Consider the following 17,880-nt stretch of genomic DNA (forward strand, 5'->3'; position numbering starts at 1 on the left):
CCGGCCATGGAGGGCCGGGCCGCAAATCGAGCACGTAAATGCTTGATTTGTCGTCGAGGGTTTGCGGACATTCGCCGCAAACCCGGGCTGAAAAATGCCAGGGAAGGCATTTTTCAGCAGCCTGTCAGAACGCGTAGACATAGCGCAGGCTGACGAAGCGCCCCATGGAATCGTGGTTGAAATGATCCACGTTGGCGCCGGTGCCCAGCACCAGCGGCGGAGCTTTGTCGGTCAGGTTGTTGACGCGCAGGCTCGCGTAGCTGCCATCGGCGAAGTCGCGGCTGATATTCAGGTTGAATATCGTCCACGCATCGACTTCCACATCGGCATCGTCCGGCAGGCCCACCGCTTCCAGCACGCGCGGGCTGGGATCGTCCCGGTAGCTGTGCGTGTACTTGGCCCCCAGCGTCGCCGACCAGCTGTCGAAGCGCCAGCGCAGCGACGAATTGGCCAGCCAGCGCGGGTAGCGGAACTCGCCCGCCTCGCTGACCACCCCGAGGGCGGCCGATGGCAGCTTGTCGAACTCCGCCAGGTAAGTGCCATCGAGGGTAAAGCGGAAATTGCCCCAGTTGTCCGTATCGAAATACTGGGTGAAGGCCATGTCCACACCGCTGGTTTTCTGCCAGCCGAGGTTACTGAGTTGAAAATGCGCATCGACCACGAAGCCGCCGGCATCCACTTCCAGGCCCGGCGTACCGGTGGGCAGCTCGCCCTCTCCCACTACCGGGAACTCACCGGCCAGCGCGCGCAGGATAAAATCGTCCTCCTCCACGCCGATCAGGTTTTTGTGTTCGATATTCCAGTAATCGACGGTCAGCTCGGTATCCGCCGCCGGCTTCAGCAATACGCCGGCGCCCCAGGTGGTGGCAGTTTCCGGTTCCAGGTGGTCATTGCTGACCTCTTCTGACAACAGCGCCTCGCCATCTTCACCGGCATAGCCGCCACAGGCGTCCGGGGTGATGGAACAGTCCACCGTGTAGCTGCTCAACAGGGTGCCGGCGCCTACCTGTGCCAGCGACGGCGCGCGGAAGGACGTCGACCAGTTGCCGCGCAGGATGACCGCGTCGCTGAACGCATGGCGAATAGAGATCTTCGGATTCACATCACCGCCGAAGCTGTCGTAGTAATCGTAGCGCAGTGCCAATTGCAGCTCGGTATCCACGGTGACGGGAATCGCCTGCTCCATATACACCGCCCACTGATCGCGTGAGGCATCGGCGGAGGTGGAGCTGAAACCGAGAATCGGTTCCGGATTGAGGGTGGTGGAAATGGCATCGCCGGCCGGGGTATCGCGCACCGACTCGCGCCGGTATTCGGCACCCACCGCCACCTGGATAGCGCCGGCGGGCAGCTCCATCCAGCTGCCGGACAGGTTGCCGTCAACGGCATAGAGACTGGATACACCGCTGCGTTTGGCATCGGTGCGCACATACCGGTCGACGACATCCAGCTGCTCACCCTGGCCGCCGAAGGGGTTGTACCACGCGGTGGTCTTACCCTGGGATTCACAGGTTTCACCCACATAGCTGGCATCGGGCCGCGCCAGATCCAGGTCCCAGCGATCCACCACACTGCCATCGGTACACAGGTTGCCCACGCTGGCGTTGTAGAAAGCTTGGGAGTTGTACAAACCGGACAGGCCGCGCTGATCCGACTCACTGCGGCCGACATTGGCCGCCACTTCCCAGTCCCAGCCCGACAGATCACCGCGCAAGCCGGTCACCAGGCGTGCGGAGCGGCTCTCGACCTCCACCGCGCGGGGGTCGGGGAACTTGCCCCAGGCGTAGATCGGGAAACCGTAAAAATCACTGAACGACGAAGTGGGCGCGTCCGGACTAAAGGAGCCCTCCTCCACCATGTCGGATTTCAGCGCGTCCGGCCACAGCGGACTCTCGGGGTCGAACGGCGCATGGCTGAAATTGGCCGGAGACCCGGTACCGCTGGACTGGTTTGTCTGCACCATCGCGGTGTTGAACCATTCCAGGTCGTCGCTGATCTGGAAATTGAAAGTGCCGACAACGCTGGCACTCTCGTATTCGTCCTGGGTGGCGGTATAGGCATTGGTGTTGAATTCACAGTATTCACCCAGGCGGCCGGTCTTGAACTGATCTGCCGGACAGCCGCCGTTAGCCGGCGTCTGTGTCTGGTCGTAGTACATGGAGTAGAGGTCATTGAAGCTGGGATAGACACCCTGCTGACTCGGGCGAATGGAGTTGGCAGTAATTTCCCGATCGCGATCGTAGAAGGCATTGCGCTTGAACAGATCCGCCACCAGCATGGTATGGCTGCGCTCGCCGCTGTGGCCCCAGACCCAGTTCAGGTTGTACTTGCCCTCGTCGGTGCCGGTGGTGGAATTACCGTGGGACACGCTGATCTCACTGCCGTCGAAATCCTTGCGCAATACAAAGTTGACCACACCGGCCACCGCGTCGGCGCCGTAGGTGGCCGCCGCGCCACTGGGCAGCACTTCAACCCGCTCGATCGCCGACAGCGGAATGGAATTCACATCCACAAACGATTCCTGCCCCTTGGCGAAAGAGCTCACCGATACACGGCGGCCGTTGACCAGCACCAGCGTGGCCGAGCTGCCGAGCCCGCGCAGGGAAACACCAGCGGCGCCCACCGGCGTATTGCTCGACAAGGGACCGGCGGTGGCGGTGGAGAAAGTGCCGGAGCCACCGCCGGTCTGGGTCAGCTGTTGCAGCAACTCGATCGGCGAAGTGGCACCGGACGCGTCGATCTCGTCGCGACCGATCTGCACCACCTGCACTGCGCCCTCGGTATCCAGCCCCTTGATATGGGTACCGGTCACCACGACCTCCTCAACGGCTTCGCTGGCGGGCTTTGGCGTTTCCTGGGCAATCGCACTGCCGCACACCAGTGAGCAGCCAAGGGCGAGGCGAATCGCGCGGTAAAGTTGGGTTCTGTTGTTCATCTTATTTCCCTCCGGGTTCCAGCTTTGCTGGCATTTTTTATCGGAATACATCAGCAATTTGCGAACGGCCTGAGACAACGGCCACAGGGCGAACCGGATCGACGGCACGAAGGGAGTGCGCGGGGCACACCTGTCCTGCGATATTGGCTGGGGCAATAAGTACGGGGAAATAGAACCGACTTATAGCTTCCCTGTGCTCGGCAGCACGTTCCGCGACCCGGCATCCGCGAACAGATGAGGGACGGCAAAACGCCCGGCTACGCCGAAACGGGAAAGCTACTCGTCAAACCACTCGCTCAAGTGGTAGTTGGCGGAGCAGCGCTCGAGAACAGCAATGTGATGGTTGCTTTTATTCATAGCGCTCAATGGATTGGCTTGGTTGGTTTGCAACTTTTGAAACGTCAGGGAATTTTTATCACGCTGCAAAAATACTGTAAAGACTTTATTTCACGGCACAGAAAACGGACAAATACCGCCAGAAAAACCCAATCTTCTGCCGTTCACATCGCGGAAACAAACGTCTTCCCCTGCTGCTCTCTCGGCAACAAAATCTCCAATGGCACCACGGACCGGCACAATCAGTCCGGCCCGCAGCGTTTCATCAGAATTAGTTGTATGGCTGATTGATATAGAAATTGCTGTTGCGACCATCGATCCCTATGCGCTTGGGCACCACCGGGGACGATCCAGTAAAAATATTGAACTGGTCGAACTCGGACAACTTGTAGCGCAACACATCCTCATAGACCACCGGTTGACCACAGCTGGCCTGGGTGCGCGCGGTGGTGCCATCCTCGGCCAGGATGTAAACGTTGCCGCTGCCGTCGACGATACCGTTGCCATCGCCAGTAAAGAAAATCGAGGTGGCCTCATCCACGCCGATACCGCGGGTACCCGCCGGCAACCCGGCCATAAAGGTCAGCAGGCGGCCCATGCGGTCGCGGGGTGCGAAATGCGTATCCACGATCAGGTTCTGCATCACATTGGTGCTGAGGAAGTTGCTGGAGATGTTGATGTACGGGTGGCACAAATCGGTGACCGCCTCCGACGACAAGACACCGGAAATACCGTCAGGATCGTAGATATAGTCCGACTGCACCGCCGCGCCGGCCGAAGTGCCGCCCAGCACCCCGCCGCGCGCAATGACTTCGTCCAGCGCCTGCTGCAGCGGTGTGCCGGCCCACTGGTTCAGGTAGTCGGATTGGTCACCGCCGGCGATCCACACAAACTCCGCGGTGCGCACCGCCCACAGCACATAGGCGTCGTCAGCGTACTGACTGCGATCGACCATGATGGTCTCGACCGAGTCGGCACCGAGCAGATTATAGAAATAATCGTTATAGCCGTCGCTGCCGGAAGTGCGCAGCACCACCACGTCACCACCGCCGAGCAGGGGTTTGACCCGGCGGGTAAAAGCGTTATCCACATCGGTGCCGCCGCCCATCACCAGCAGACCGCCCTCGCCCTGGCTGACACAGGCATCGGCGGGATCGCCGGTCATGTAGACGGTCAGGCCGCCCGGCTTTGAGGGCCGCGCGCCCTGGTCGCAGCTGCCGCCACCACCGCCGTTGCCGCCACCGCCACTGCCGCCGGCATCCGGGATGCCATCGACATCCAGCGTATAGCTGCCCTGGCCGCTGTAGCGCGTTACTTTCAATGTATAAAGTCCAGCGCCGCTGACGCTGACTGAAGCACTCTCCGGCACATCACCGGTTTCGGCACTGTAGAGTTTTTGCTGGGGATCGTACAGATACCAGTCAAAATCGTTGCTGCTGTCGTGATCGAGGGCGATATCCAGCGTCGCCGCGTCGTCGACATTGAAGTAGTACCAGTCCTGATCACGGCGGCTGTCGATACTGCCATTGACGACCTGGCCGGAGCAGACGGGGCCATCGGCATCGGACTCGGCGTCGTTGGATTCAGATTCCTGGGTAATACAGGCGAGACTGGCCTGACTCGCGAGGGCGAGGAAAACCAGCAATGCGGTTCGAGCAAACATGACACACTCCTTGATGAGGAGGCCGGTGAATTCACCAGCCGGTTATTGTTATGTCATCAAAGGGTAACGGTGTTACATGCCCGGAATGCACACTGGGCCACCGACCGGGAAAAAACCGTCAAGTCGGTGGAGTAAACAGAACAGTTTGCAGGTTTTTCGCGCTAGCAGGCCGGCTCAGAAGGCACAGTCCACAGCATCCAGCAACATGTGAATCATCAGGCCCATGCCCAGCCAGCGCAGCGGCTTCGCCGGCAGAAACATCATGGCACCGAACAGCGAGATCGGCAGCATTTTGTGTAGCAGGTGGTTGTTGATGCTGCAGCGATTGGGATCGTAGATCGGGCTGGACAGCAGGTGATCCAGGTCCACCAGGTTGGCGGCAAGCATAATCAGCGCGGCCTTTTTCCACTCGCTGCGAAAGAAAATCCAGGCGACGGCCACCGGCACCAGGACGTGCAGGGCGAGATGAAGGTAGTGAAACATGTTCAGAAGGACTTTATTGATTCGTGTTTTAACGAAGACCCGCTAGAGCAACTCTTCGGCGGAGATGGAGCCGAGCCCCTCCTCGATATCCTGGCGAATTGCCGTGCGCACCCGCTCCGGCTCGCCGGAAGCGATGGCATCGATCAGATCCTGGTGGCGATCCGGCAACTCCTGTACGCCGAAGCGCTGGAACACCAGGTGCTGCAGCGGCGCCGTCTGCAGCCACAGGCTCTCGATCAGCGACAGGATGATATGCGGATCGCCGAGGCGGTAGAGGGTGAAGTGGAATTCCAGGTTGGCGGTGACGTACTCCTCGATATCTTTGTCCGCCAGTGCCCGGGTGACCCGCTCGTCCAGCTCGCGCAACTGCGCCAGCTCGGCCGCGCCCACATGCGGCAGCGCCTGCGCGGCAGCCTGGCACTCCAGCGCCACCCGCGCGGCACAGATCTCGGCGAGCTTTTCCGGGGTCATGGTCGGCACGGTGACCCGCCGGGTATCCGACAACTCCAGCGCCCGCTCGGAGGTCAGCCGGCGCAGCGCCTCGCGCACCGGCATCGGGCTGCAGTCCAGCTCCGCAGCCAGCCCGCGGATGGTGATCGCGTGGCCGGGCAGGAATTTGCCGCGCAGAATGGCGTCGCGCACCTGGTAGTAGACGCGCTCCTGGGTCGTGCGGTACTCCTCCTGGGGCAGATTGAAGCCCGCCGATTCACTCATGCGGCGGCCACTTCAGGCAGCTTGTGCGGCACATCGTCTGCCCCCACCTCGATCAGGTGATCGGCGATCGCGCCCCGCTGCCAGATCTCGAAGAAATCCTCGGCCACCCGTTTACTCATGTCCACCACCCTGTTCCAGTACTTCAGGCGCTCGTCGTTGGAGAGCATGTAGAAGTCGTTGCGGTCGGGAATCTTGCCATAGGGCAGCCCGGCAACAAAGCCCGGTGATGGCGCTACCAGCAACGTGTCCTGCATCGCGCCGCCGCGCACCCAACGCCAGCTGAGGCTCTTGTCGAACCAGCCGGGGACCATATAAGGAAAGAAATGCGGGTAGAGCGCCAGCCCCTGCGGGTGTTCGAATTGCAGGTCGAAGTGGTAATCGGTAATACCACCGTCGCGATAATTGCCGGGTGGCGCGCCGCTCGGTGTCGGCACTCCGGCCATGACCAGCGGAATGGAACCGCTGGCCAGCACCGCGTCACAGACGTTGTCCGGCGACAGGGGCGTGTTGGTGGTGTGCAGCCTGGCAAAACGCACCGCGGGGCGCGCACCGGAGTGGAATACCACCCGATCCCAGAAAGCACTGAGCGAGCGGCGCGACACCGCGTTGGCCAGCGCCGAGGCCAGCAGCGACGGCGCCAGCAGCGCGCGCTTTTCGCTGGCCAGCGGACCGCGTCCGCGCACGGTGACAAAGTGGCTCTGCCACACCGGGTTTTGCGCCACCTGGCGCGCGCCGTCGTCTCCCAGCACCGCTTCCAGTATGCGGCCACCGCTGGCGGTAATTTCCGCCGGCGCGGGTTTATCGGACGCGTAAGACTGGTTGATATAGCCGTATTCGAGTCGCTCCAGTGCCGCCAATGGGTCGTCCATCGCGTAACACATGTTGCGGAAACTGCCGATGGAGGAGCCCAGGGTGGCAATCGGTGCGGCGCGGTCGCGGAAGAACTCGCCCATCAGCACCCGGTCGAGCTGGCTGATTACCAGCCACTTGGGGCCGCCGGAGGCGCCCAACAGGGTGGAGAACTGTTCCTGGCTCAGGCCCTCGTCACGCAGGCGCTGCGCTGCGCCGGCGCCAGCCAGCAATACACAATTCGGTTTTTTCACTACTTGTCTCTGAGTCTATTCAAGCGCCGTGGGGTGCACTGCACGAACCGCCGAGTCCGGATGGTACGCGCGGCGCACCCGATGCCGGCTCAGCTTACTTGTCGCCGGTTACCACTCCCCGGTGTTGGCCATCGACGCCCACGGCTCCTGCGGTGCCAGCGGTTCGCCCTTCTGCAACAGCTCGATGGAGATGTTGTCCGGCGAGCGCACAAAGGCCATATGGCCGTCCCGCGGCGGGCGGTTGATGGTGACGCCTTCGTCCATCAGGCGCTGGCAGGTAGCGTAGATGTTGTCCACGCGGTAGGCCAGATGGCCGAAATTGCGCCCACCGCTGTAGGTCTCGGGATCCCAGTTGTGGGTCAGTTCCAGGCACGGGGTCATATTTTCCCGTGCGCTGTCGGCATCGCCCGGCGCGGCGAGAAATACCAGAGTGAAGCGGCCTTTGTCGTAATCCTTGCGGCTGACCTGCTGCAGGCCCAATTTCTCGCAATAAAACTTCAGAGATTCGTCGAGATCCGCAACGCGAACCATGGTGTGCAAATATTCCACAGTACTACTCCTTCGTTTAACCACCATCTACAATCGCGGACAACATAAAAGATCCCGCGACGAGGTACCAGAGCCAAATGTATCAAAAATATTATTCCGAGTTCCTCAAGGCTCCCAGCGGCGCGCCGTCCGCCATGCTGCATATGGCCTGCCACTCCCACCACTACTGGCCCGACGTCACTCTGGACGCGGTGCAGCAGTACTGGCGGGACTCGGCCGCGCTGGCCGACGACAAGTGGGGCCCCATCTTTGAGGGCAAGATCCCGGCCTGGCAGAACGCCGTGGCACGCACGCTGAACCTGCCCGACCCGGATCGCATCGCCATCGCCCCCAATACCCACGAACTGGTATACCGGCTGCTGAGTGCTTTTGACCCCGCGCGCCCGCTGCGCATCCTCACCACCGATGGCGAGTTCTACAGCTTTGCCCGCCAGCTCCAGCGGCTGGAAGAGGAACCGAATGTCGAGGTAACCCGCATTGCCAAAGAGCCCTACGCCAGCCTGGCGGAGCGCTTCGAGCAGGAACTGCAGCGCGGCGACTTCCAGCTGGCCTACGCCAGCATGGTATTTTTTGACTCCGGCGTAGTCTTCCCGCAGCTGCTGGATATCGCCGCACGCAAACCGAAGCAGACCGAGTTTGTCATCGACGGCTACCACGGCTTCTTCGCCCGCCCGATCGACCTCGGCGCCGTAGCCGATGAGGTGTTCTTTACCGCCGGCTCCTACAAATATCTCGGCGCCGGTGAGGGGCTGTGCTTTATGAGCATTCCCGCCAACTGTACCCTGCGGCCGCGCAATACCGGCTGGTTTGCGGAGCTGGAAGAACTGGAAAATCGCGCCGACCGGGTCGGCTTTGCCGACAACTGGCTGCGCTTTGCCGGCGCCACCATGGACTACTCGCCTCTGTACAAGGGGCTCGCCGTATTCGAGCTGTTCGAGCGCGAGGGCATCACCGTCGAGAGCATCCACAACCATGTGCTCGCCGCCCAGCGGCGCTTCCTGCACACCATGGATGCCGCCGACCATCCGCTGCTGAACCGCGAGCGCCTGATCCATTTCGACCTGGAACAGGGGCATGGCCACTTCTTCACCTTCGACTGTGGCACCGCCAGCGCCGCGGAGCAGTTGCAACGGGAACTGCGCTCCCGCGGCGTGCTGTCAGATCGCCGCCAGCAGCTGCTGCGACTGGGTTTCGCGCTCTATCACAGCGCGGACGAAAGCTACCAGCGGGTATTCGACTGATCCACCCGGCAGAGACTATAGTCAGCTGCTGTTCAGCTAATCAGAACTAAAATGCCGCCATCGCAATAACCGGTATCGACCGGAACACGACAACAAAGGATAGTGTTATGAAGGTTGTTAATCTCACTTTAATCGCCCTGCTCGCCCTGGTGACCGCCGCCTGCGGCGATGACAATGACAAGCACGAACGCGGCACCCTGGTGTCCATCTCCGCCACCGGCGAGGCCAGCCGCGTACCGGATGTGGCCAACATCTCCGCCGGCGTAGTCACCCAGAGCGCAGACAGCAAGCAGGCCATGGCCGACAATGCCGCACAGATGAAGACGCTGATGAAAGCGATCAAAAAGGCCGGCATCGACGACAAGGATGTGCAGACCAGCGGCATCAGCCTGTTTCCGCACTACGTCACCAACCGCAGCGGAGACGGCAAGACCGAAATTGATGCGTATAACGCGCGCAATACCGTCAATATCAAGGTGCGTAAACTGGACAAGCTGGGCGAAGTGCTCGATGCCCTGACCGCTGCCGGCGCCAACCAGATCCACGGCCCCAGCCTGGAAATCGGCAAGCCCGCGCCGGTGATGGCCGAAGCGCGCCAGCAGGCGCTGGACAAGGCCCGCGCCCGCGCCGAGGCCTACGCCGATTCACTGGACATGAAGGTGCGCCGCATCGTCAGCATTTCCGAGAGTGGCAACCGCGCCGTACCGCGACCGATGATGATGGAAATGGCCCGCGCCAAGACCGCAGATACCGCTACTCCGGTTGCGCCGGGGGAGACCACTGTATCGGTCAACCTGGACCTGGTGTTCGAACTGGAAGACTGATTCCCGCCAAATGAAAAGGGCCCGCAAACGGGCCCTTGCCTATTCACCAAGCAGCCCGCGAATCACTCGGGTTGCTTGTAAACCTCCCCGCCCTTCATCACAAACTTCACCCGTTGCAACTCGGAAATATCCTCCAACGGGTTGCCGGCCACCGCGATGATGTCCGCCTGCTTGCCCTCGCTGATGCTGCCCAGTTCATCCTGCATATTGAGCAGGTCCGCGGCGTTCCAGGTGGCGCTGCGGATGGCGTCCGCCGGTGTCATCCCGGCAGCCACCATCAGGGCGAATTCCCGCGCATTGTCGCCGTGACGGCTGACGCCGCTGTCGGTGCCGAAGGCGATCTTGACCCCGCGCCGGTAGGCCTCAGCGAAGGTTTTTTTCAATAACGGACCGATGGTGGCGGCCTTCTTGCGAACCACGTCCGGGAAGAAGCCCTCTACCCGCGCTTTCTCCGTCACCCACTCCCCCGCCATCAGCGTCGGCACATACCAGGTGTGGTGGCGCTTCATCAGGTCCATGGTTTCGGTATCCATATAGGTACCGTGCTCGATGGAATCCACCCCGGCGCGCACCGCCCGCTCGATCCCTTCCTTGCCGTGGGCATGTACCGCCACGGTAAAACCGTAGTCTTTCGCGGTAGCGACAATGGCCTCCAGTTCGTCGGGCATAAACTGCGGATTATCGCCGTTTCTGGCCACACTCAGTACGCCGCCAGTGGCGGTGATCTTGATCAGGTCGGCGCCATCCTTGTAGCGCTGGCGCACCGCCTGGCGCGCGCTGATCGGCCCGTTAATCACCCCGTCGACCGGTCCCGGCGAACCCATCAGGTCGTAGCGATAGCCGTTGGTCGGATCCGCATGGCCGCCGGTAGTGGCAATCGCCTTGCCGGCCGTAAAAATGCGCGGCCCCTCGATGGTGCCGCGATTGATCGCGTTGCGCAGGCTGATGGTGACATTGGCGGTATCACCGAGATTGCGCACGGTGGTAAAACCAGCCTCCAGCGTGCGCTTGGCGGTATCCACGCCGCGCAGGGCGTAATCCGCGGGATTCCAGGTGAAGGTTTCCATATAGGTGCGCGGGCCGTACTCTGTCGTCAGGTGCGTATGCATATCCATCAGGCCCGGCAGTACCGTGTATTTACGCAGGTCAATCAAGGTTTCGCGATCGCGCTTGGCGTAGCCCGCCTGCACCGACTTAATGCGCCCGTCTACCACATGTACGGTGTGGGCGGGCAGCAAGCGGCCGCTTTCGCTGTCGAATAAGTGGCCGGCGTAGATGGCCAGTTCCCCACCGCTCTGCGGCGCCGTCTCAGCCGCAGCCACCGCGACACTGGCAAGCGCCGCGGCGGCCAGCAGGCAGAGACGAGCGAGTCCATCGATGAAGTTGCGCGGTCTGGTATTTGTTGTCATTGTGCCCCCTGTTGCGCATGACCTATGGTCAGCTAGTACAGCCCCGGGGCAGCCGGAGCCTGAGTATCCCTGAATATCATGGCCGCCCAATCTACCCCAATCCCCCGTTTATCCCAAGGTATTGCGAGGAAGTCCCAATGAAGATCTATGAATACGCCGCCGCCCCCAACTGCCGCCGCGTGCGCATGTACCTGGCCGAAAAGGGCCTGGATATCGACCTGGTGCCGGTAGATATCACCAAAGGTGAAAACCTGAGCGCCGAATACCGCCAGCGCGATATCAATGCCAAGGTGCCGGTGCTGGAACTGGACGACGGCTCCCACATCGCCGAATCGGTGGCGATCAAGCGCTATTTCGAAGAGCTGCACCCGCAACCGCCGCTGTTCGGCCGCGACCCGCAGGAAAAAGCCCTGGTGGAAATGTGGAATCGCCGCGCCGACTTCAACATGATGTTCAACGTGGGCATGTGCTTCCAGCATACGTCCGGCGCTTTTGCCGATCGTATGAAAGTATTCCCGGAATTCGGTGAAGAGGCCGGGCGCAAGACCTCCAAGTTTTTCGACGTGCTCGACCATCACCTGGCGAACAGCGAGTTTCTGGTGGGGGATTACTTCTCGGTGGCGGATATCGGTATGCTGTGCAGCATGGAATTCGGCAGAGTGGTCAAACTGCGCCCGGATGCGGAAAAACACCCGCACCTGACCCGCTGGCGGGAACAGCTGAACAGCCGCCCCAGCGCCAGGGCGTAATCGCTAACCAGTTTTCAACCCGATGATTAGGGGTTTTACCGGCTGGTGCGGCACGGAGAGGTGCCGCCGCCGGCAATAGAGCGGCACGCCTATCGCGCCGACTCACCGGCTCATGTGCCCGGGGTGCTCGCCCGGGGCATATCGACCAGGCGCACATCGCGCTGCGGGAACGGAATCTCGACACCGTGTTGCTGTAGCGTTTCCAGAATGATCAGCAACAGATCACCGCCTACCCGATTGCGGCCGTCATCGACACCTTCCATCCAGAATTCGACAAACATATTGACGCCGTTATCACCGAAATTGTCGATCTCACAGTCGGGCCGCTCTTCAAACGGCAGAGCCTCGCCACTCAACACCTGCGGATGGCCCGCTACCGCCTTCTTGATGATTTCCACCACCTGGCGCACATCGGTACTGTAGGCTACGGAGAAATCCACCCGGTAGCGCTGCTTCTTGTTTTTCTGGGTCCAGTTGACGAATGCATTGGAAATAAATTTTTCATTGGGCACGACCACATCCTTGCCATCGAATGTCTCCAGCGTGGTGGCGCGCATGCTCATCTTGACCACAGTGCCCTTTTGCCCGCCCTCTATTTCAACGTAATCCCCCAGAGTGAGGGAGCGATCCATAATAAGGGTGATGCCGGATATCATATTGGCCGCGATATGCTGCAGCCCGAAGCCGACCCCGACCCCCACTGCGCCACCAAATACAGCCAACGTCGTCAGGTTAATCCCCATCAACTGCAGGATCAGGACGCCAATAATGACGTAGAGGACTATTTCAAATAATTTGGCAAAAACTTCCCGCGTACGGAAATCAATGGTTTCCTGCCGCCGGATAATCGTCTGCCCGGTGGAGTTGGACACGCGGCCGAGCCAGAACAGCAGCGAGCCAAAAATGAGGGTGCGGAGAATCCCGTAGACCGACAGGCGGATATTGCCAATCTGTACCGCCATGGAATCCAGTACCGCCACGATGTCGCCCAGCACGCCGACGACATACAGGAACAGAATCGGAATACCCACCCACCGGAACGCCGTGGCGGCCGCCCGATTGCTCACCACCTCGCGCACGAAGGAGTTGAACAGCAGGATAATGGCCACGGCCAGCGCCAGATGCAGCACCCAACCGGAACCGATCAACTGGGGTAAATAGGCGGCGGCGATCTTCAGTAATACGATCGCCAGCAGAGGGAACAGAAGGCGCCCAACCCGGTAGACCAGCGTCCGCACCGGATGCAGTTCCGGCACATCCGGCAACCGGGCCAATACCGGAACCACCTTCTGCAGTCGGCGCGTGAAGACAAAAGCCAGGACATAGATCAGGGCGATAATGCCAATCTGGCTCAATACCGTCACTTCGCTGGTGGAAGCCAGCATCTCGCGAAACTGGTTTGACAGCTTGCTCAGGTAATCTTCCGCTTTCATATCCGTCCGGTGCTTGGGTATCGCGACTGCGCAAAGGTCCCGCTGGATGAGGACCACTCGTCAAGGCACAGCACTGCTACTGGTCCACTTCCGGTACCGTGTCAGCGGCCGATACCGCATCAGCCGGCAGATTGCCAATGTCCGGCTGGCGCCGCCGGCGGGTTTTCGCCGGGATCATGTCACGCATGACTTCCAGCCGGCCGAAACAGAGCAGCTTGTCGTTGGCTTCGAGCACCCGCGTGGCCTTGGGATTGGGAATCACCTTGCGCCCACGATAGAGCGTGAGCACATTGATATCGTGTTCATCCGTGCGAATATCGGCAATGGCGCGGCCGACAAACCGCGAGCCCTCGGGCACATAGATTTCACCGACGCCATAACCCCGGCTCACGGTCAGGCGCTGGCGCACATCAATTTCCGGGAAATCCACCTGCGCGGCAATGTATTCGATCACCGCCCCGGCCACGTCCAGCCCGGTGCAGGTCTCGATACCCTCCAGCCCCGGCGATGAGTTGACCTCCATAATCTGCGGGCCATTGGCACCTTCCAGCATATCCACGCCGGCCACCTGCAACCCCATGATCTGGGTGGCGCGCACCGCCGACTGCACATATTCGTCGGGCAGGTCCACGGCCTCGGCAATGCCACCGCGGTGCACGTTGCTGCGAAACTCCTGCCCCTGGGCCACGCGGCGCATGGCCGCCACCACCCGGTCGCCAACAACAAAAGCGCGGATATCCCGCCCCTTGCTCTCGGCCACAAATTTCTGGATCAGCACATTCTGCTTCTGCGCCTGCAGCAATTCGATGATGGCCTCGGCCTGCTTGACAGTTTCCGCCAGCAGGACGCCAATCCCCTGGGTACCCTCGATCAACTTGACCACCACCGGTGCACCACCGACCCGCTCAATAGCCGGCAGCACATCTTTTTTGTTGTGCACGAAGGTGGTGCGGGGAATACCGATATGGTGGCGACTGAGGAGCTGCAAGCTCCGCAACTTGTCGCGCGAGTTGTGGATACCGTGGGCGGTGTTAGCGCAAAAGATATCCATCTCCTGAAACTGGCGCACGACCGCGGTACCGTAGTAGGTGATGGAAGCTCCCACCCGCGGCAAAACCGCATCGAACTCCTCGATCTGCTTCTGCCGGTAGTAGAGATCCGGAGCTCCGCGTTGCAGGTCAATGGCAAATTTGATCGTGTCCAGGATCTCAACGTCATGACCACGCTTATGCGCCGCTTCGCGCAGGCGCATGGAGCTGTAACAGTTGGGAGCACGGGAGAGAATGGCGAGCTTCATGGCGATTCCTTGTCGTCGTGACTTCGAACCGGCCCGTCATCTCGGCGCCGGTTGCTGGGGCGCTGCGGGCAGAACGGCTGACTACTGCACTCCTGTGCAGCCGCGAGGGCCACCGCACGCAGGAAAAATCCCGCGCTCCGCGGCAAACTCTCCCCGCCCGCAAGCCAATACAGCCACAATTGCGTCGCCGCCGTCAATGCTTCGAGCGGCGCTCTAGTCCGATTGCCCGCCGGGCGACAGCACCGTTACCGGGCCGATTCCGAGCGCTTCCACGTCTTTCTGGATCTTGCTCAGGTCGCCGACAATCACCCAGGTAAACTGATTCGGCGCCAGGAAGTGTTGCGCCGCGTCCTCCACCTGCCCTTTGGTCAGCGCCGCCACCCGTTGCGGGTAATCGGCGATATATTCCGGCGGCAATCCCTTTTCCACCTGCCAGGAAATACTGGAGAGCAGCTGGCCCTTGGTCTGGAAGCGCGCACTCTGCTTCAGCACCTCGTCGTCGCGATAGTCGGCAAGCTCCTTTTCGCGCACCGGCTTGGGACCCAGATAGGCACGATACTCCTTCAACAGCTCCTTGATCGCCGGGGCAGTCTTGTCAGTCTGCACCGGGGCAAACAGCAGATACGGGCGCTGCCCCTCGGTATCCAGCGTTACGGCGCTGGCACCGTAGCTCCAGTGTTTGTCTTCGCGCAGGTTCATATTGACCCGCGAGGTAAATTTGCCCGCAATCAGGGTTTCCATTGCCTCGTAGGCCTCGGCCCCCTTGGGCTTCCACGGCGGCATTACCAGCCCCGCAAGAATAAAGCTCTGCTGTGCGCCGGGGCGATCGAGCAGGTAGACCTTGGCCGAAGACGGTCGCTTCACCGGCGGTATCTGCACGGTTTTGAGCGGTGTTTTCGGGGCCTTCCAGTGCTTTAACGCCGCGTTCAGTAACGGCTCGATTTCTTTCCTGGTCACATCCCCGACTACCGTCAGCGTGGCGTTGTCCGGGCGCACCCAGGTTTTCTGGAAATTCATCAGGTCATCGCGGGTAATCGACTCGACCGCCTTGACTGTGCCGGAACCGGTCAGCGGTGCGCCGTAGGGATGGTCCTTGCCGAACAGCAGCGGCGGCAGAGCGCGCAGGGCCAGGCCCTGGGGCTGCGCCTTCTCCTGGGCGATGGTATCGACCCAGTTGGACTTTACCCGCTCCAGATCCGCCTCGGGGAAACGCGGCTTGGTGACCACCGTGGCAAACAGATCCAGCGACGGCTCCAGCTGGGTTTTCAGCGCGCTGAAGGTAATATTGTTGTAATCGAGCCCGCTACCGGCGCCGATGTTCGCACCCAGCGCCTCTTCACGGGCGCTGAATTCCAGCGCGTCGTAGTCCCCGGCCCCCTCACTCAGCATGTGCGCAGCCACCGACGCCAGGCCGAGCTTGTCGCCATCGGCCGCCGCACCACTGTGAAACTGCAGGTTCATCAACACCACTGGCGTATCGTGCCGGGCCGCCAGCACGACTTTCAGGCCATTATCCAGGGTAAAGGTTTGCTGCTGGGGCAGCTTCAGGTGCACGCTCTTGTCTACCGGCGGCAACTTGCTGCGATCGACATCCTTGCCGGTAACCGAATACTGGCCCTTCGGCCGAATCACCAGGGTATAGCTATCGTCGGTCAGCCAGCGGTTGGCCACCTCCTGCACATCCAGTGCGGAGATATTCGCGTAGTGCGGCAGATCGTCGATCAGCGCACCGGGATTGCCGTAATAAAACTCGCCGCGGGCGAGGATATCGCTGATACCGCTGACCTTCTCCAGACCTTTCACCAGCCCGGCGAATTCACTCTGTTTGATGCGACGCAGTTCGTCGGCATCGACCCCCTGCCTGGCAAACTTGTGCAGCTCCTTGTCGAGCAGATCCTCCACTGTGTCGGGCGACTGGCCCGGTTTCACATCCACGATCACCATCAGCTGCCCGGCCAGCTGGCGACCGTAATAGAAGGCGCTGACACTGGTGGCCACTTTTTCCTCGCGCACCAGGCGCCGGTAGAGCAGCGCATTCTTGCGGTTGGCCAGCAATGAGGTGATCAGGTCGAGCGCGTCCTCCTCGTCACTGCCGACAGCCGGGACATTCCACACCTTGTAGATGCGCGTTTGCGGCACCTGATCATTCATGACCTCGCGCTTGTTGACCTGTGCCGGCAGCTCCCAGTTTTTTACCCGCGGCTGCTTGGCGGTGCTGGGGATATCGCCAAAATATTCGCGCGCCTTGGCCATCGCCTGTTCGACGGTGATATCGCCGGAGATCACCAGGATGGCGTTGGCGGGCTGGTAGTATTCGGCGAACCACTTCTTGACGTCTGCCAGACTGGCCTGGTCGAGATCGTCCATCGAGCCGATCGGCGTCCACGAATAGGGATGGTAAGGCGGGAAGGTGCCGGCGGCGATGGTATCCATGGCACGGCCGTAGGGGGCGTTCTCGCCCTGGCGCTTTTCGTTCTTTACCACACCGCGCTGCTCATCCAGCACCGACTGGGTAATGGCACCACTGAAGTGCCCCATGCGATCCGACTCCATCCACAGCGCCATATCCAGCGCTCCCTGGGGCACTGTCTCGTAGTAATTGGTGCGGTCGTTATTGGTCGAACCGTTCATATTGGTGGCGCCGGAGCGCTGGAACGGCTCGAAGTACTCCCCCGGGTGGTTTTCCGAACCATTGAACATCAGGTGTTCGAACAGGTGCGCAAAGCCGGTCTTGCCGGGCACTTCATCCTTGGAGCCCACCTTGTACCAGATATTGACGGAGACCACCGGCGCCTTGTGATCCTCGTGAACGATGACCGTAAGGCCGTTGGCCAGCTTCTCCCTGTGAAACGGGATATCCAGTTTTGGCGGCTGCACATAGGCCTGCTTGTCCGCCGCAGCGGCGCGGCTGCTGGCGGCGGCCTCCTTGTCCACGGAGAGGGCGCGATGGGTATCCTCGCCCTCGCCACAGCCGACAAGGGCAAAGGCGACCAGACATAGACCAATGAACGCGTGGCGCAATTTCATATTGTTATTCCCTGAGACAGTGCGGAGTAAATAAGACCGGCAAAGCGCAGCAAAAGATCCGCGCGCAACTCCAAATGCAGAAGTGTAGGCAATTTTGGCCCGGCAATGCGCTAAATT

The 17,880-nt window shown here is 61.0% G+C and carries 14 protein-coding genes and 1 pseudogene; 4 read left to right on the forward strand and 11 right to left on the reverse strand.

All coding sequences use genetic code 11. The annotated features are described in order from the left end of the window. Window positions 1-124: 124 nt before the first annotated feature. Entirely contained in the window at window positions 125-2,935 is a 2,811-nt protein-coding gene (locus ABDK11_RS12140; RefSeq protein WP_346836771.1) for a TonB-dependent receptor, read from the reverse strand. A 234-nt stretch (window positions 2,936-3,169) separates the two neighbouring features. Between ABDK11_RS12140 and ABDK11_RS12145 the strand changes: the two genes are divergently transcribed. Then, entirely contained in the window at window positions 3,170-3,562 is a 393-nt protein-coding gene (locus tag ABDK11_RS12145; RefSeq protein WP_346836772.1) for a hypothetical protein, read from the forward strand. On the opposite strand, the gene ABDK11_RS12150 is transcribed toward ABDK11_RS12145, so the two are convergent. The 5 genes from ABDK11_RS12150 to ABDK11_RS12170 all read right to left on the reverse strand — a co-directional run bounded on the left by ABDK11_RS12150 (window position 3,543) and on the right by ABDK11_RS12170 (window position 7,783). Next, on the reverse strand, window positions 3,543-4,934 hold the full coding sequence (locus ABDK11_RS12150; protein WP_346836773.1) for a Type 1 glutamine amidotransferase-like domain-containing protein: 1,392 nt from the start codon (window positions 4,932-4,934) through the stop codon (window positions 3,543-3,545). The genes ABDK11_RS12145 and ABDK11_RS12150 overlap by 20 nt on opposite strands. Before the next feature lie 174 nt (window positions 4,935-5,108). Then, complete coding sequence (locus tag ABDK11_RS12155; RefSeq protein ID WP_346836774.1) at window positions 5,109-5,417, reverse strand: DUF6122 family protein; 309 nt, start codon at window positions 5,415-5,417, stop codon at window positions 5,109-5,111. A gap of 42 nt (window positions 5,418-5,459) precedes the next feature. Continuing rightward, window positions 5,460-6,131, reverse strand: a complete 672-nt coding sequence (locus ABDK11_RS12160; RefSeq protein ID WP_346836775.1) for a GntR family transcriptional regulator — start codon at window positions 6,129-6,131, stop codon at window positions 5,460-5,462. Continuing rightward, on the reverse strand, window positions 6,128-7,234 hold the full coding sequence (locus ABDK11_RS12165; RefSeq protein ID WP_346836776.1) for a hypothetical protein: 1,107 nt from the start codon (window positions 7,232-7,234) through the stop codon (window positions 6,128-6,130). The genes ABDK11_RS12160 and ABDK11_RS12165 overlap by 4 nt, the downstream gene beginning before the upstream one ends. A gap of 108 nt (window positions 7,235-7,342) precedes the next feature. Next, window positions 7,343-7,783 (reverse strand): lactoylglutathione lyase, encoded by a 441-nt coding sequence (locus ABDK11_RS12170; RefSeq protein WP_346836777.1) that lies wholly within the window; start codon window positions 7,781-7,783, stop codon window positions 7,343-7,345. A 77-nt stretch (window positions 7,784-7,860) separates the two neighbouring features. On the opposite strand from ABDK11_RS12170, the gene ABDK11_RS12175 reads away from it, so the two are divergent. Further along, the gene (locus ABDK11_RS12175; RefSeq protein WP_346836778.1) at window positions 7,861-9,024 is read left to right on the forward strand and encodes a hypothetical protein; all 1,164 of its coding nucleotides are present in this window, start codon (window positions 7,861-7,863) and stop codon (window positions 9,022-9,024) included. A gap of 107 nt (window positions 9,025-9,131) precedes the next feature. Then, entirely contained in the window at window positions 9,132-9,848 is a 717-nt protein-coding gene (locus ABDK11_RS12180; protein ID WP_346836779.1) for an SIMPL domain-containing protein, read from the forward strand. Window positions 9,849-9,910: 62 nt separating this feature from the next. Here the strand turns inward: ABDK11_RS12180 and ABDK11_RS12185 are convergent, their stop codons facing one another. Then, on the reverse strand, window positions 9,911-11,257 hold the full coding sequence (locus ABDK11_RS12185; protein WP_346836780.1) for an amidohydrolase family protein: 1,347 nt from the start codon (window positions 11,255-11,257) through the stop codon (window positions 9,911-9,913). Between the two features lie 137 nt (window positions 11,258-11,394). On the opposite strand from ABDK11_RS12185, the gene ABDK11_RS12190 reads away from it, so the two are divergent. Continuing rightward, entirely contained in the window at window positions 11,395-12,006 is a 612-nt protein-coding gene (locus tag ABDK11_RS12190) for a glutathione S-transferase family protein (RefSeq protein ID WP_346836781.1), read from the forward strand. Between the two features lie 110 nt (window positions 12,007-12,116). On the opposite strand, the gene ABDK11_RS12195 is transcribed toward ABDK11_RS12190, so the two are convergent. The 4 genes and pseudogenes from ABDK11_RS12195 to ABDK11_RS12210 form a co-directional block, all read right to left on the reverse strand. Next, a complete protein-coding gene (locus ABDK11_RS12195; protein ID WP_346836782.1) occupies window positions 12,117-13,439 on the reverse strand; it encodes a mechanosensitive ion channel domain-containing protein in 1,323 nt (440 codons plus the stop codon). Between the two features lie 76 nt (window positions 13,440-13,515). Further along, window positions 13,516-13,905: a TrkA C-terminal domain-containing protein gene (locus ABDK11_RS12200; protein ID WP_346840201.1), complete on the reverse strand. Its 390-nt coding sequence runs from the start codon at window positions 13,903-13,905 to the stop codon at window positions 13,516-13,518. After that, window positions 13,879-14,736 (reverse strand): annotated as a pseudogene (rimK, locus tag ABDK11_RS12205) (30S ribosomal protein S6--L-glutamate ligase); the annotation flags it as partial. The gene ABDK11_RS12200 and the pseudogene rimK, both read right to left, overlap by 27 nt. Window positions 14,737-14,949: 213 nt before the next feature. Next, the gene (locus ABDK11_RS12210; RefSeq protein WP_346836783.1) at window positions 14,950-17,763 is read right to left on the reverse strand and encodes a pitrilysin family protein; all 2,814 of its coding nucleotides are present in this window, start codon (window positions 17,761-17,763) and stop codon (window positions 14,950-14,952) included. Window positions 17,764-17,880 lie beyond the last annotated feature (117 nt).

The sequence above is a fragment of the Microbulbifer sp. SAOS-129_SWC genome (genome assembly GCF_039696035.1).
Taxonomy (GTDB): Bacteria; Pseudomonadota; Gammaproteobacteria; order Pseudomonadales; family Cellvibrionaceae; genus Microbulbifer.